The sequence below is a fragment of the Mobilicoccus massiliensis genome, assembly GCF_000826525.2.
GTDB lineage: Bacteria > Actinomycetota > Actinomycetes > Actinomycetales > Dermatophilaceae > Mobilicoccus > Mobilicoccus massiliensis.
On the sequence record NZ_LN651329.1, the window covers coordinates 371,062 to 386,132 of the forward strand.

Annotated in this window: 11 protein-coding genes; 8 read left to right on the forward strand and 3 right to left on the reverse strand. The window is 71.9% G+C overall.

Going from position 1 to position 15,071, the window contains the following annotated elements:
- Positions 1-14 precede the first annotated feature (14 nt).
- From BN1197_RS09510 to BN1197_RS09520, 3 genes are read right to left on the reverse strand one after another with little or no spacing between them, the layout of a single operon-like run.
- Positions 15-2,291, reverse strand: coding sequence for a transglutaminase TgpA family protein (locus BN1197_RS09510; RefSeq protein WP_040158691.1), 2,277 nt, complete (start codon positions 2,289-2,291; stop codon positions 15-17).
- Positions 2,288-3,499, reverse strand: a complete 1,212-nt coding sequence (locus tag BN1197_RS09515) for a DUF58 domain-containing protein (protein WP_040158692.1) — start codon at positions 3,497-3,499, stop codon at positions 2,288-2,290. Before BN1197_RS09515 ends, BN1197_RS09510 begins: the two co-directional genes overlap by 4 nt.
- Positions 3,499-4,440 carry an AAA family ATPase gene (locus tag BN1197_RS09520; RefSeq protein WP_040159025.1) on the reverse strand — a complete coding sequence of 314 codons (942 nt, stop codon included), beginning with the start codon at positions 4,438-4,440 and terminating at the stop codon, positions 3,499-3,501. Before BN1197_RS09520 ends, BN1197_RS09515 begins: the two co-directional genes overlap by 1 nt.
- A gap of 482 nt (positions 4,441-4,922) precedes the next feature.
- On the opposite strand from BN1197_RS09520, the gene mraZ reads away from it, so the two are divergent.
- The 8 genes from mraZ (at position 4,923) to murD (ending at position 15,067) form a co-directional block, all read left to right on the forward strand.
- Positions 4,923-5,354 (forward strand): division/cell wall cluster transcriptional repressor MraZ, encoded by a 432-nt coding sequence (mraZ, locus tag BN1197_RS09525; protein WP_040158695.1) that lies wholly within the window; start codon positions 4,923-4,925, stop codon positions 5,352-5,354.
- Positions 5,355-5,726: 372 nt separating this feature from the next.
- Positions 5,727-6,731, forward strand: coding sequence for a 16S rRNA (cytosine(1402)-N(4))-methyltransferase RsmH (gene rsmH, locus BN1197_RS09530; RefSeq protein ID WP_040158698.1), 1,005 nt, complete (start codon positions 5,727-5,729; stop codon positions 6,729-6,731).
- Complete coding sequence (gene ftsL, locus BN1197_RS09535) at positions 6,728-7,210, forward strand: cell division protein FtsL (RefSeq protein WP_141397256.1); 483 nt, start codon at positions 6,728-6,730, stop codon at positions 7,208-7,210. The genes rsmH and ftsL overlap by 4 nt, the downstream gene beginning before the upstream one ends.
- 4 nt (positions 7,211-7,214) lie before the next feature.
- Entirely contained in the window at positions 7,215-9,467 is a 2,253-nt protein-coding gene (locus tag BN1197_RS09540) for a peptidoglycan D,D-transpeptidase FtsI family protein (protein WP_052466361.1), read from the forward strand.
- Between the two features lie 11 nt (positions 9,468-9,478).
- Positions 9,479-11,038, forward strand: a complete 1,560-nt coding sequence (locus BN1197_RS09545; RefSeq protein WP_040159032.1) for a UDP-N-acetylmuramoyl-L-alanyl-D-glutamate--2,6-diaminopimelate ligase — start codon at positions 9,479-9,481, stop codon at positions 11,036-11,038.
- On the forward strand, positions 11,035-12,450 hold the full coding sequence (locus BN1197_RS09550; protein ID WP_040158700.1) for a UDP-N-acetylmuramoyl-tripeptide--D-alanyl-D-alanine ligase: 1,416 nt from the start codon (positions 11,035-11,037) through the stop codon (positions 12,448-12,450). The genes BN1197_RS09545 and BN1197_RS09550 overlap by 4 nt, the downstream gene beginning before the upstream one ends.
- Positions 12,447-13,541, forward strand: coding sequence for a phospho-N-acetylmuramoyl-pentapeptide-transferase (gene mraY, locus BN1197_RS09555; RefSeq protein WP_040158703.1), 1,095 nt, complete (start codon positions 12,447-12,449; stop codon positions 13,539-13,541). The genes BN1197_RS09550 and mraY overlap by 4 nt, the downstream gene beginning before the upstream one ends.
- The gene (gene murD / locus BN1197_RS09560) at positions 13,538-15,067 is read left to right on the forward strand and encodes a UDP-N-acetylmuramoyl-L-alanine--D-glutamate ligase (protein WP_052466363.1); all 1,530 of its coding nucleotides are present in this window, start codon (positions 13,538-13,540) and stop codon (positions 15,065-15,067) included. Before mraY ends, murD begins: the two co-directional genes overlap by 4 nt.
- The last annotated feature ends 4 nt before the right edge of the window (positions 15,068-15,071 follow it).

Here is a 15,071-nt window from a genome sequence, read left to right on the forward strand (position 1 = left end):
ATTAGGAATGATTGTCAAATCAATCTCGATGGCTCCCTCGCCCCTGGAATGAGGCCGTCCGAGGGGAGCAGTGTCGCTCGTAGACGGGATCGAAGGTCGGCCTGGTGCCACGCGGCTCTGGTGAGGGTGCCGATGTCGGTGCGCAGCAGGCGAATCGCCTCGTCGGAGGGTTCGGCGTCGCCTCCCGCGGCGTAGCGCGCGGTCTCGACCTGTTCCACGATGCGAGCGGTCGCCTGATCGACGTCGTCGCCGAGTCGCCGGCGGTACGTGTCGCCGCGGGCCCGCACCGTGGACGACGGCGGCACATCGATGCCGAGATCGGTCAGGCGCGTGGTCAGCCATCGCCAGTGTTCGTCGATCCGCTGCGCGGACGATCCCGTGCGCAGCCGTCGTCGGTGACGCCACCACGCGACGGCGGGAGAGAGCGCGAGAAGTCCGCCGAGGGTGAGCAGACCGAGCAGTATCGCGCCCACCGCGCCCGGTAGCGAGCCCGGCGCCGAAGCATCGCGGGTAGCCCCGGGCTCCGTGGCTCCCGGGTCGCGGTCGCGTGGCGCCGCCGTCGGGGTCGCCGTCACCTCAGGAACGACGGACGGCCGGGCGGTCGCGGTCGGCTCGCTCTCGCCGGTGTCTGCATCCTCGGGCAGCGCGCCGTACTGCGGTGCCGGGCCGGAACGGACCGACGGCGTCGGCTCGTACCGCACCCACCCGAGTTCGTCGAGGTAGAGCTCGGGCCAGGCGTGTGCGTCATTGGCGCGGACGACCTTGGACGTGCCCTCGGTCGTGCCTGCGAGGAACCCCGTCGCGAGCCGGGCGGGAATGCCCTGCTCTCGCGCCATGAGGATCATCGTCGTCGCGAACTGCACGCAGTACCCGGTGCGGGTGCTCAGGAATGCGTCCACCGGATCGCGCTCTGAACTCGGCGGCAGGTCGAGGGAATACGTGAAGCGCCCCTCCTCGCGCAGCCATCGCTGGATCGCATCGGCCTGTTCGGCCGGCGCGCTCGCCCCGGCCGTCACGCGACGCACCTCGCTGCGCAGAGCCGGGGTCACTGCGCTCACGTCGAGGTCGTCAGCGCTCACCGCTCCCGAGGTGACCGCCTCCACCGCCGGTACGGGCTTGGCACCCCCGCGCCGATCGACGATGGCGAGGTAGGTGATGGTGTAGCGGCTCGGGGTCGCGTCGGTGACGAGCATCTGTGTCGTCGGGTCCTGGTTCCAGCGCGCGCCGGTGACGCTGCCGCCGATCACCGGGGCCGGGGCGGCGAGGTACGGCGGACGGAGGCGGCTGTCGGCCACGGAGAACGTGCGCGTCTCGGTGCGCACGTCCTGGGAGAGACCGACGGGGGCCGCGAAGACGGGGCGCGGCGACGGCGCCACCGCCGGGGATGTCGGCTGCCAGCGACCGTCGGCGTAGCGCGCCGCCGCCCCGACGCGAACGGGGGGCGGAGCTGGGTCGTCGGTCGTGTACTCCAACACCGGAGTCCGGTCGTCGTTGCGCAGATCTGCGAGCAGGTCGGGGTCGGGAGAGAATCCGACCTGGCCCGCGCCCCCGTGCGACCGCCCCAGCCCGTCGGCGACGAATCGCGTGGGCAGATGAGGAAGCCAGGACGCCGTGACGAGGGCGAGGCCGACCGAGGCAGCCGTGAGGACGAAGGCCGTGGGTACCCGGTCGTCGACGCCCCGGGTGGCGCCGCCGGCCCGGTCCATCAGGGTCCGGCGACGATCGAGGAGCAGGAGCAGGGCGATGGCGGCGATCAACGCGACGAGGTGGTACCAGGGCAGAGGCGCGCCGACGTTGGCGACGGCGGCGAGGTAGGGCACGAGGAGCGGTACCGCTGCGAGCAGTGGACGGCCGAACGTCACTCCCGCCGCATCGGCGACGACGGCAATGGCGCCGAACCCGGCCGTGAAGACGAAGGTGACGCCCGGTGTCGCCGGGGCCGGGGGCGGATTGCCGGTGATCGACTCGACGGCGTCGGCGTAGAGATCCGCGGCGAGTCCGACACTCTCCGGGGTCGGGACGACACCCAGCAGCGCGGTTCCTTCGGCGAACACGAGGCACAGCGCGACGACGAACACGGCCATCTGGATGAGGACCACGACCGCCCGGGCGTACCACGGGGGGCGGGCGAGCCGACGGGCGACGGCACCCGCGACCGCGACGGCGAGCACGGTCAGGAGCAGGGGACCCGCCCACGTGGCCTCGTCGAACAGCGTGCGCAGGGGCCACGCCGAGACCATCACGGCCAGCGCGACGACCAGGGAGGGGCCGAGGTGGGCGGGGGGTGTCATGCGGGAACGGCGTCCCCGGTCATGGCGCGCCAGGCGTCCACGTACCCCGTTCGGGGCGTGCAGGGCGTGGCGGCCCAGCCGGCCTGGCGTGCGACGTCGACGAGGGCTGGGTCGACCTGCCCCGGGGCCACGAGGCATGCGAGTCCCTGAGACCCCGGCGGGAGCGTGAGGAGGAGATCGCGCGTCTCCGCATCGCGGACGCCGGTGACGAGCACGACGAGTCCGGCCCGCGCGGCGGCGTCGCGGACCAGCCCGACGAACGGATCCTCGACCGCCACCTGCAGCCGCGGCGGGCGCATCACCACCGGCGTCGTCGCCAGCGCGAGCATGATCTCCTCCCGCCGAGAGCGCTCATCGGTGCCACCGAGCAGCGTGGCCGAACCGGTGAGCAGGTCGAGCGACATCCCCGCGCGGTCGAGCGTGAGGGCGGCCGACGCGAGCATCTCGACGCCCCACTCGAGCACGTCCGGAAAGCTCCGGTCGGCCAGCCGCGGGTCGAGGACCAGCAGCGCGTGTCGAGCGGTCGTGCGCTCGTCGTGCCGGGTCATGAGTTCGCCCCGATGGGCCGTGGCGGGCCAGTGGATGCGACGCAGATCGTCACCGACCTGGTAACTGCGGATCGAGCCGTACTCCTCCCCGGGCAGGGGAGAGGTGCGGGCCGAGACGCCTTCGCTGTGCAGGTCGGCGGATCGAGAGGACGGTAGCCCCAGGTCGTGGGCCAGGGGCAGGACGGTGATCGTGCGTGACGACCCCGCAGGGAGGACTCGCTCGGCGAACCCGAACGGGTCTTCACGGGTGATCGTGCAGGGCGGGATCTCATGCCGGCCACGCGCCGCCAGCCTCACCGTCAACGTGACCTCGAAGGTCGACCCCGCCCGGAGTGCGGGGGTCAAAACCTCAATCGAGCCGCCGCCCAGGCCGCTCGGCAGCGGCTGCGAAAGACGCGCCGCCGGACACCGCCGTCGCGCTCGCAGGCGAAGGGGGAGGGTCGTCACCTGCCCCGTCGTCAGTGCGCCTTCGCCGACCTCGGCCTCGACCTCTACGTGAGGTCGAAAGAAGACGACAAGCAGAGCGGCGAGGAGGACGACGGTGACCGCGACCATCCCGACCCTCGTGAGCTCCTCGAAGCCGAGCGCCGCACCCGCCACCACCAGCGTCGCTCCGGCGGCGAGCGTGGCGCGTCCGCGATCGGTGAGGATGAGGCGCATCAGGGCCTCACGCGGCCGAGCAGCGTGCGCAGGGCCTCGGTGGTGGAGTTCCGCGAGAGTCGCCCTTGTGAGGAGAGCAGCAGGCGATGGTCGAGGATGGGGACCGCGAGCGCCTGGACGTCGTCGGGCAGCACGTGGGCGCGGCCCGACATCGCCGCGCGGGCCCGAGCCGCCCGCAGCAGATGCAGGCCGGCCCGGGGAGAGGCGCCGAGGCGCAGGTCCGGGCTGCTGCGCGTCGCCTGGAGGAGGGCGACGATGTACCGACGAATCGGCTCCGAGGCGTGCACGCGCCCGGCCGCCTCGACCGCGCGCGTCACCGCAGCCGGATCCGTCACCGGCTCGAGCGTCGCGAGAGGAGCGGACGCCGAGTGGTGATCGAGCATCGCCACCTCGGCCTCCACGCCCGGATAGCCCATCGACACCCGGGCCATGAAGCGGTCACGCTGCGCCTCGGGTAGGGGATAGGTGCCCTCCATCTCGATGGGGTTCTGCGTGGCGACGACGAAGAACGGCGACTCCAGCGCGTAGGTCCGCCCGTCGACCGTGACCTGGGCCTCCTCCATGCACTCCAGCACCGCCGACTGGGCCTTGGGAGTGGCGCGGTTGATCTCGTCGCACACGACGACGTTGGCGAACACGGCGCCCGGCCGGAACCGGAACTCGCGCACCTCGGGATCGAAGATGCTCACGCCGGTGACATCGCTCGGCATGAGGTCGGGGGTGAACTGGATGCGGCTCATCGGTGCCCCGATCGCCCGTGCGAGGGTCTTGGCGAGGGTGGTCTTGCCGACTCCGGGTACGTCCTCGACGAGAAGGTGACCGCCGGCGAGCAGCACGGTCACCGCCAGGTCGACGACGTCGTCCTTGCCCTCGACGACGCTGCGCATCGCCGCCGCGAGGTGGGCCGCCAGTTCGCCGACCTCCGCGATGCCGGTCTGCATCCCCTCGCCACCGTCGGCGCGCGCGGCGTCCACCCCCGCGTCCTGCACCATCGCGTCGTCCACGTGGCCGCCCCTCGTTCCCTCGTCGATCGATCTGCGTTCGATGGTGCCCCACGCGGGTGGACGCGGTCGATTCCAGGTCGACGCTCGGCGGTGAGCGACTCCTCCACCCTGCTCCACCGGGGCCCCCCACATTCCTCCACGACGATGCTCCCCATCGCTCCACTCCCGCCGGGGTCAGCGCATCATCCCTGGTCAGCGCAGTGCGTCAGGTGGCGCCGACCCCGGGTTCGCTCGCCCTCGCACACGCCCGGGTGCGGCCTCCTCCCCATGTCCTCCACTTCGACCCACCCCCTCTGACCTGCGTAGTTGTATTCATCCGGGACGCCGCGGAGCGTCACCTCATTCCTGTGTGGCGCGAAGTGGAGTAAAGTGGGGGGAACGGGAGAGACTTGGCGGCCGATCGGGAGGGGAGGTGCCAGTTGTTTCTCGGCACCCACACCCCACGGTTGGACGACAAGGGGCGGCTGATCCTGCCCGCGAAGTTCCGTGAGCGGCTCGCCGGTGGTCTCGTCGTCACCCGTGGTCAGGAGCGGTGCCTCTACGTCTTTCCCATGGACGAATTCGTGCGGGTCGCCGACGACCTGCGCGCCGCGCCCGTCACGAGCAAGGCCGTGCGTGACTACCTGCGCGTGTTCCTCTCCGGCGCCTCCGACGAGATCCCGGACAAGCAGGGCCGCGTCACCATCCCGCCCGCGCTGCGGCAGTACGCCGGGCTCGACCGCGAGTGCACGGTCATCGGTGCCGGCTCCCGCGTCGAGGTCTGGGACACCGCCGCGTGGAACGCCTACCTCGAATCCACCGAGCAGGCCTTCGCCGACCAGGCCGAGGAGGTGATCCCCGGACTGCTCTGACGCAGGAACACGACGCCGACACGGACGCCGAGTCGAGATCGAACCGAAAGAACACCGCGCGCCTCCCTGGCGCCGGGTCTCCATCCACTCGGGCCACGCCCGCCCCGGGATCACTTCCCCGTTCCCGGGTCGCGCAAGGCCACCTCCCGAGGTCACTTCCCCGGCCTCGGGTGGACGGGCAGGGTGGGGCCCCGACCCCAGGGCCCGCCACTCACACTCGACGACACGACCGACTACACGACACGACCGACTACCACGACCGACCACCACGACCGACCACCACGACCGCGACGACCATCCGCACGGTTCGTCACGTGCCCCAGAGCACGGCGAGTACCCAGACCACCCACAGCACCCGAGAGGAGGCCCGCGATGACCGCACTCGAGCGCGGTGACGCCCACGAGCGGCACGTACCCGTGATGCGCGATCGCATCGTCGAGTTGCTCGCGCCCGCCCTCGAGCGGGAGGGCTCGGTGTTGCTCGACGCGACGCTGGGCATGGGTGGTCACGCCGAGGCGATCCTCACCGCGTGCCCCACGGCCCGGGTCGTCGGCATCGACCGCGACCCCGAGGCGCTCGACCTCGCAGGCCGGCGACTGGCTCCCTTCGGCGACCGGTTCACCGGCGTGCACGCCGTCTACGACGAGATCCCCGACGTGCTCGACGAGCTCGGCGTTCGCGAGGTCGCGGCGGTCCTCATGGATCTCGGCGTCTCCTCGCTGCAGCTCGACGCGCTCGATCGAGGCTTCGCCTACCGTGCCGACGCCCCGCTCGACATGCGGATGGACCAGTCGAACGGGCTCACGGCCGCCGACGTGCTCAACACCTATGACAAATCCGAGCTGGTCAGAGTCCTGCGGGAGTACGGCGAGGAACGCTTCGCGGGCAAGATCGCCGGAGCCGTCGTGCGCGCTCGCGAGACCGAGCCCTGGGCGCGTTCCGAACGCCTCGTCGATCTCCTACGATCGGTCGTACCCGCCGCGTCGCAACGCTCCGGCGGGCACCCTGCCAAACGCACGTTCCAGGCCCTACGCATCGAGGTCAACGCGGAACTGCGCGCACTCGAGCGCGCCGTCCCGGCCGCGGTCGATGCTCTTGGGGTCGGTGGGCGTGTCGCTGTCCTGGCTTACCACTCGTTGGAGGACAGGATGGTCAAGAGAGTTCTGAACGCCGGAAGTCGTAGTTCCGCCCCGCCCGGGTTGCCGGTCGAGCTGCCCGAGCATCGGGCGTACCTACGACTCCTGACCAGGGGGGCCGAAGAACCCTCACCGGAGGAGATCGCCGTCAACCCGCGGGCCGCCTCGGCCAAGCTGCGGGCGGCGGAACGAATCCTCCCGCGAGACGCACGAGTTCGACCACGAGGGAGCACACGATGAGCCAGATGCCAGCCACGACCGCCCTACGGGCGCCGCGGCGACCGGTGCCGGCCCGTCCGGAGCTGCGCGTGGTCACCGGTCAGGCGGCCGTGTCGGCGCCGCCGCGCCGACTGCCGTTCGTCCTCTTCTGCTCGGCCCTGCTCGCCGCCGGCCTCATGGTCCTGCTGTTCATCAACACCTCCCTCGCCCAGGGCGCGTACCGGCTGCATGACCTGCGGGTCACCTCCGTGGCCCTGCAGGAGGACGAGCAGCAGCTGCGTGAGCAGCTCGCCACGCTCGAGTCGCCGGTGCACCTGTCCAAGGCCGCCGAGGAGATCGGCATGGTGCCGGGCACGGTCCCGGTCTTCCTCGACGTCTCCGACCGGTCGATCACCGGCAAGCCGACTCCGGCGCCCACCCCGAGCAGCACCGAGACCGCCCGGCCCACCAAGGGCGCCACGTCCGGCACCGACGGCGGCCGGACGTCCGGGGGGAACTGACACCGTGACGTTGCAGGCGCGTCGCCCCCTCGAACACGACGCGTCGTCCCGTCGCCTCCGCGACCCTCAGGGACGACGCGTCCCCGAGCGCACCCGCGCCCTCGACGACAAGGCCGTGCGCGACCGTCGCGGCGAGTTCGTCGAGGACGCTCCGAGTGCCGGCTCGGGCCACGGCTCGGGAGGCCACGGCGGGGGATCGGGAGGTTCCGGCGGCGGACGCCGCGGTGGCGGACGCGGGCGTGGCTCCCGAGGCGCGTCGCGCACCCGGCGGCACCCTGCCGCGCGGCGGCGCGTGCGTGCCCTGTTCGTCGCGATGCTCTTCGCCTTCACCCTCTTCGCCGCGCAGCTCGTGCGCGTCCAGCTCATCGACGCCGGCCGGATCGCGGCGGAGGGGCTCGAGGTGCGCTCGTGGCGTACCGATCTGCCCGCCCAGCGCGGCGCGGTCCTCGACCGTTACGGCGTGCCACTCGCCTCGAGCGTCGAACGTCGCACGGTGCTCGTCGACCAGAACCTCGTCAAGGAGTACGAGGTCAAGAACCCGGTGACGAAGAAAAAGGAGGTCGTCGGCGTCGACGGCGCAGCCGCGGCCATGGCCCCGATCCTCGGGGTGTCCCAGGACGAGATGCGCGATCGCCTCACCGGAACGAGCCTCGGCGCGGTCGTCGCCCGGCAGATCGAGCCCTCGCTGTGGCGCCGCATCGCCGAGCTCGGCATCCCGGGCGTCGCCTCGCAGATGGACTCCGTGCGCACCTACCCCGGCGCCGAGCCGGTGGCCCCGCTCGTCGGGTGGGTCGGCCAGGACGGCACGGCCCGACACTCCGGCGGTGGCCTGGAACACCTGCTCGACGGCTCCCTCACCGGCACCCCGGGGGAGGCCGTACGCGAGATCTCCCGCGACAGCCGCGTCATCCCCCTCGGTCAGCAGACGATCAAGCCCGCGGTGCCGGGCCGCAACGTGCGGCTCACCATCGACCAGGACCTGCAGTACGTCGCCTACGACGCCATCTCGCGCAAGGTGCAGGAGATGGAGGCCGAGTCGGGCTACGCCGTCGTGCTCGACCGGCAGAGCCGGCTGCGGGCCGTGGCCCAGTACCCCGGCTTCGATCCGGCGGACCGCAGCAAGAAGGGCCAGGTGTTCGGCAGCCTGCCGTTCCAGGACACCTTCGAGCCGGGCTCGACCGCCAAAGTCATGTCGATCGGCGCCGCGCTCGCCGAGGGCAAGACCACCCCGACGACCCTCTACGAGGTGCCCAACCGGCTGCAGCGTTCCGACCCCCGCCCGTTCCGAGACAGCCACGATCACAAGACCCTCGACCTCACGACGGCGGGCATCGTCGCGCAGTCGAGCAACATCGGCACGATCCTCATCGCCGAGCAGATGTCGAAGGCCACCCTCGAGTCCTATTACCGCAAGTTCGGGGTGGGCTCGCAGACGGCCGTGCACTTCCCCGGCGAGAGCGCCGGCATCTTCCCGCCGTCGTCGGAATGGAACGACACGCGTTGGTACACGATCATGTTCGGCCAGGGCGTCGCGATGACCGCGGTGCAGGACGCCGGGGTGTTCCAGGCCATCGCCAACAAGGGGGAGCGCATCTCGCCCACGTTGGTCGAGGGCGAGTACGACGCCGAGGGACGCTTCCATCCCGCCCCGCAGCCCGACCCCGTGCGCGTGCTGCCCGAGAAGGCGGCCGACGAGATGAGCCGCATGCTCGAGATCGTCGTCAGCGAGAGCGGCACCGCCCAGGCCGCCGCGATCCCGGGAGTGCGCATCGCCGGTAAGACCGGAACCGCGCTCGACCAGGTCAAGGGCGGATACGTTTCCTCGTTCATCGGGTACGCCCCGGCCGAGGACCCGCAGTACGTCGTCGCCGTCATCGTCAACAAACCCGGCAAGGGACACCCGATCTACGGCGGCACGGTGGCCGGGCCGGTGTTCCAACAGATCATGTCCTACGCGCTCAAGGAGACCGGTGAGCGGCCGGGGCCGGTCGTGCCCCAGCACTACCCCCTGAACAAGGACGAGCTCGAGAACGGGATGCCCGAGAACGGCCCGACCCCCGGGTCGATCACGCCGCCGGGCGCGCCGCAGGGCAACCGCACCCCCACGTCCACGACCACGCCGACGAGGACGCCGGAGGCCTCCGGCACCGAGACTCCAAGCGGGTCGACCTCGGAAACGTCCGACCCCGGTCGCGGGCCGAGCAGCACGTCGAGCGGGCGCACCACCGATGAAGCACCGGCCCCGACGGGACGGTAGTTTCGGCCGTGATGACACCTCCTGGACGCCCCCGCGACGTGCTGCCGACCACCGTCGGCAGCCTGACGTCGCCTCGAATCCGCCTCGTCGGCGACCCCGACGTCACCGTCACCGGCGCGGGTCTCGACAGCCGCACCGTGGTCTCCGGCGACCTCTACGCCGCCCTGCCCGGCGCCCACGTCCACGGCGCGCGATTCGCCGGCTCGGCACTGGAGGCCGGGGCGCGGGCAGTGCTCACCGACGAGGCCGGGCTGCGCACGATCGAGGAGCTCGACGCCGTCGTGCCGGCGCTCGTCACGGACGACCCGCGTGCCGTGCTGGGCGAGGTGTCGGCCGAGATCTACGGCCACCCGGCCGGTGAGTTGCGCAGCGTCGGCATCACCGGCACGAACGGCAAGACCACGACGGCCTACATCCTCGACGGTGCGCTGCGGGCGCTCGGACGTACGACCGGGCTGGTCGGCACGATCGAGACCCGGATCGCCGACGAGCACATCGCGAGCGTGCGCACGACGCCGGAGTCCTGTGACCTGCAAGGGCTGCTCGCGGTCATGGTCGAGCGCGGCGTCACCGACCTGACGATGGAGGTCTCGAGCCACGCACTCGTGCTGCATCGGGTCGACGGGATCGTCTACGACGTCGCGTGCTTCACCAACCTCAGCCAGGACCACCTCGACTTCCACCACACGATGGCCGAGTACGCGCGGGCCAAGGCCTCGCTGTTCACGCCCCAGCGGGCCCGACGCGGGATCGTGTGCGTCGACGACGACTGGGGGCGCGCGGTGGCCGACGGAGCCACGATCCCGGTCGTCACGGTGTCGAACTCGCGTGAACGAGGGGCCGACTGGGTCATCGACGCCGAGCCCGGAGCGCAGGAGTTCACCCTCACGGCCGCGTCGCGCGACGACGACGACGTCCTCGCGCTGCGCTCACCGCTGCCCGGCGACTTCAACCGCACGAACACCGCGGTAGCCGCCCTCGCACTGCTGACCCTCGGCGTCGACCCGCACGAGGTCGAGCGCGCACTGGCGACCGACACGACCGTTCCGGGCCGCGCCGAGAACGTCGACCTCGGCGCCGACGCCCCCCGCGCGATCGTCGACTTCGCCCACACCCCCGACGCCGTGACCTCCGTGCTCGAGGCGCTGCGACCCGGCACGAACGGGCCGCTCGTCGCCGTGCTCGGTGCGGGCGGAGACCGCGACCCGGGCAAGCGCGCGGCCATGGGCCGGGCGGCCGCATCGTGGGCCGACCACGTCGTCGTCACCGACGACAACCCCCGGCACGAGGACCCGGCGGCCATCCGCGCCGCCGTGCTCGCCGGCGCCCGCGAGGCGCTCGCGGAGGACGCCGCATCGGCGGGAACCGCGATGGCGAGCACGGCCGAGGCGGTCGACGGTCGCGAGGCCGCGATCGAGACCGCCCTGCGGCTCGCGCGTCCCGCCGGCACGATCGCCGTGCTCGGCAAGGGCCACGAGACCGGCCAGCAGATCGGCGACCACGTCCACCCCTACGACGACCGCGAGGCCGTGCGGCGGGCGTGGCAACGCATCGCAGGAGAGACCCGATGATCCCCCTCACCCTCGCCGAGGTCGCCGGCATCACCGGCGGCACGGTGCACGGTCCGAACGGAGGCACGGCCTCCGACGAGACCGGACGCATCGTCCTCGACGGCCCGGTCGTCACCGACTCTCGCGAGGCGGGGCCGGGATCCTTGTACGTCGCCCGCATCGGCGAGCACGCCGACGGGCACGTCTACACCGGTGGCGCGAGGTCCGCCGGCGCGGTGGCGGCACTCGTGACGCGACCCGTCGAGGAACTGCCGTACGTCCTGGTCACCGACGTGCAGGAGGCGTTCGCCGCGCTCGCGGCGGAGGTCGTGCGGCGGCGCGTCGAACAGGGGATGGTCGTCGTCGGCATCACCGGGTCCTCCGGCAAGACGACGACCAAGGACCTGCTCGCCCACGTGCTCTCGGGCCACGGCGAGACCGTCGCCAATGTCGGCTCGCTCAACTCCGAGGTGGGCGTCCCCCTCACCGTGTGCCGAGTCACCCCGACGACGCAGGTGCTGATCGTCGAGATGGGGGCCCGAGGTCTGGGCCACATCGACTACCTCACGCGCATGGCCCCGCCACGCATCGGCATCGAGCTCAACGTCGGCTCCGCGCATCTGGGGGAGTTCGGCTCCCGCGAGGTCATCGCGCGGGCCAAGACCGAGCTCGTCGCCGCCCTTCCCGCCGACGGGCTCGCGGTGCTCAACGCGGACGACCCCCTCGTGCGGGCCATGGCGACCGAGACGGCGGCCCGCGTCTGTCTCACCGGACGCAGCGAGGACGCCCACGTGCGCGCGACCGACGTGCGCCTCGATGCGAGCGGAGCCCCCTCGTTCACGCTCCACGTCGACGATCGTGCGGTCCCCGTCGCACTCGCGATGCTCGGCGAGCACCAGGTCGACAACGCGCTGCCGGTCGTCGCGACCGCGCTCGAGATCGGCATGGACCTCGACGCCGTCGTCGAACGCCTCGAGAGCGCCCGCCCCGGCAGCCGCTGGCGCATGGAGCGCACCGAGCGGCCCGACGGTGTCGTCGTCGTCAACGACGCGTACAACGCCAACCCCGACTCGATGGCCGCCGCCCTGCGCACCCTCGCGCGCATGACCCGCACGGGCCGTGCCGTCGCCGTCCTCGGCGCGATGTACGAGCTCGGACCCGATTCTGCGGCCGAGCACGAGCGCATGGGCCGGCTCGCCGGTGAACTCGGCCTCGACGCCGTCGTCGCCGTCGCCCCGGACGCGGCCGCGATCGCCCTCGGCGCCGAGCGTGGCGGAGTGGATCTCGTGCGCCGCGTCGACACCCTGGACGCCGCTCACGAACTCCTCGACGACCAGCTGCGACCCGGCGACGTCGTCCTCCTCAAGTCGAGCAGGGATGCGGGACTCCGCCTCCTCGGCGACCGTCTGACCGCCCAGGAGGTCTCCTCATGAAGCCCGTGCTCGCCGCCACGGCGATCTCGCTCGTCGTCGCGCTGTTCGGCACGCCGCTGTTCATCAAGTTCCTCGTGCGGCGCGGCTACGGCCAGTTCATCCGCGACGACGGCCCGACGACCCACCACACCAAACGCGGCACGCCGACGATGGGTGGCGCGGTCATCATCGGGGCCACGATGGCCGGGTACTTCCTCGCCCACCTCGTCACGGTCACCCCGCTGTCGGCGAGCGCCCTGCTCGTCATGTTCCTCATGGTCGGGATGGGGTTCGTGGGGTTCGCCGACGACTTCATCAAGATCAGCAAGGCCCGCAGCCTCGGCCTGCGCTCGTGGCAGAAGCTCGTCGGGCAGGTGAGCGTCGGCACGGTGTTCGCGGTGCTCGCCCTCACCCTGAGCAACGAGCGGGGCATCACCCCGGCCTCGACCCGGCTCTCGTTCCTGCACGACCTGCCGGTCGACCTCTTCCTCTGGGGGCCCGTGGTCGGGTTCGTCCTGTTCGTGCTGTGGATCAACCTGCTCATCGCGGGCACGAGCAACGGCGTCAACCTCACCGACGGCCTCGACGGGCTCGCGACCGGGGCGACCGTGCTGGTCAGCGGCGCGTACGTGCTCATCGGCATCTGGCAGTTCAACCAGCGGTGCTCGCGGCTGGGGGCGAACACGGCCCTGTGCTACGAGACCCCGCACCCGCTCGACCTCGCGATCTTCGCGGCCGCGCTCATGGGCGCCTGTGTCGGGTTCCTCTGGTGGAACGCCTCGCCGGCCAAGATCTTCATGGGTGACACCGGCTCACTCGCCCTCGGCGGCGCGCTCGCGGGTCTTGCGATCACGACCCGCACCGAGCTGCTCATGATCATCCTCGGCGGCCTGTTCGTCATCATCACGATGTCGGTGATCATCCAGGTCGCCTCGTTCAAGATGACCGGCAAACGTGTCTTCCGTATGGCGCCGCTGCAGCACCACTTCGAGCTCAAGGGCTGGAACGAGGTGACGATCGTCATCCGCTTCTGGATCGTCGCCGGAGTCTGCGTCGGGTTCGCACTCGCGCTCTTCTACACCCCGTGGATCGTCGTCGGGGGCACGTTGTGACCGAGCACGTGACGCACGTGGCCTGCGGTGAGACTCCGCCGGGTCACGGACCCCTCGACCACGCCGGCGCCGAGTGGGCGGGGTTGCGCGTCCTCGTCACCGGTCTCGGGGTGAGCGGGTTCGCCGCCGCCGACGCCCTGCTCGAGCGCGGCGCGGTGGTGCGGGCCGTGGATTCCGGGGAGTCCGAGCAGCTCACCGAGCGCTGCCGGATCCTCGAGATCCTCGGCGCCGAGCTCGTCCTCGCGGGCGACGCCCGAGCCGCGCTCGAGGAGTCGGAGTCCTCCGAGGCGATGGATCGGCTGCTCGACGGCGTCGAGCTCGTCGTCACCTCGCCGGGCTGGCGGCCGAGCTCGCCGGTGTTCGTCGCCGCCGCCGCCCGTGGCATCCCCGTGTGGGGCGAGGTCGAGCTCGCGTGGCGCATGCGACCCGAGGGCGCCGCGCCGTGGGTGACGATCACCGGCACCAACGGCAAGACGACGACCGTGCAGATGCTCGACGCCATCTTCACCGCGGCCGGCCTGCGCAGCCGGGCCGTCGGCAACGTCGGCACCCCGATCATGGAGGCCGTGCTCGACCCGCAGCCCTACGACGTGCTCGCCGTCGAGCTCTCGAGCTTCCAACTGCACTGGCAGCGGTCGGTCTCCCCGCTGGCCTCGGCGTGCCTCAACGTCGCACCCGACCACGTCGACTGGCACGGCTCCCTCGAGGAGTACCGGGCCGCCAAGGGGCGCGTCTACGAGAACACCCACGTCGCGTGCGTCTACAACGTGCAGGACCCGATGACCGAGCAACTCGTCGTCGACGCCGACGTCGTCGAGGGCTGCCGGGCGGTCGGGTTCACACTCGGCACACCGGGGCTGTCGATGGTGGGTGTGGTCGAGGGCATCCTCGCCGACCGCGCCTTCGTCGAGAACCGGCAGACCTCGGCCGCCGAGCTCGGCACCGTCGCCGACCTGCGGCGGGGCACCGTCGACCCGCCGGCCCACGTCGTCGCCAACGCCCTCGCCGCGGCCGCTCTCGCCCGAGCCGCGGGAGTGAGCCCCGTCGCGGTACGCGACGGACTGCGGGCCTTCACCCCCGAAGCCCACCGCATCGCCGAGGTGGCGGTCGAGGGCGACGTCACGTGGATCGACGATTCGAAGGCCACCAATCCGCACGCCGCGGCGGCCTCGCTGCGGGCGTTCGATCCGGTGGTCTGGATCGCCGGCGGCCTGCTCAAGGGCGCCGACGTCGACGAACTCGTCGCCGAGAACGCCGGCCGGCTGCGCGGCGTCGTCCTCCTCGGGCGCGACCGGGCGCGGATCGCCGAGGCGCTCGCCCGACACGCCCCGGACGTCCCGACGATCGACGTCGCCACCACCGACACTGGGGCGATGGCCGAGGTCGTCGACGCGGCCGCCACGCTCGCCCGCCCCGGTGATGTCGTGCTGCTCGCGCCGGCCGCGGCCTCGATGGACATGTTCCGCAACTACGAGGTGCGTGGCGAACGATTCGCCGAGGCCGTGCGCGCCCGGCTGGGACGCTGACCGA

Bases quoted from the DNA above. Each gene is read 5' to 3' on its own strand.
- rsmH (WP_040158698.1), top strand. From the start codon at position 5,727: ATGACCGCACTCGAGCGCGGTGACGCCCACGAGCGGCACGTACCCGTG.
- BN1197_RS09550 (WP_040158700.1), top strand. From the start codon at position 11,035: ATGATCCCCCTCACCCTCGCCGAGGTCGCCGGCATCACCGGCGGCACG.
- BN1197_RS09545 (WP_040159032.1), top strand. From the start codon at position 9,479: ATGACACCTCCTGGACGCCCCCGCGACGTGCTGCCGACCACCGTCGGC.
- mraY (WP_040158703.1), top strand. From the start codon at position 12,447: ATGAAGCCCGTGCTCGCCGCCACGGCGATCTCGCTCGTCGTCGCGCTG.
- BN1197_RS09510 (WP_040158691.1), bottom strand. From the start codon at position 2,291: ATGACACCCCCCGCCCACCTCGGCCCCTCCCTGGTCGTCGCGCTGGCC.
- BN1197_RS09515 (WP_040158692.1), bottom strand. From the start codon at position 3,499: ATGCGCCTCATCCTCACCGATCGCGGACGCGCCACGCTCGCCGCCGGA.
- ftsL (WP_141397256.1), top strand. From the start codon at position 6,728: ATGAGCCAGATGCCAGCCACGACCGCCCTACGGGCGCCGCGGCGACCG.
- BN1197_RS09520 (WP_040159025.1), bottom strand. From the start codon at position 4,440: ATGCAGACCGGCATCGCGGAGGTCGGCGAACTGGCGGCCCACCTCGCG.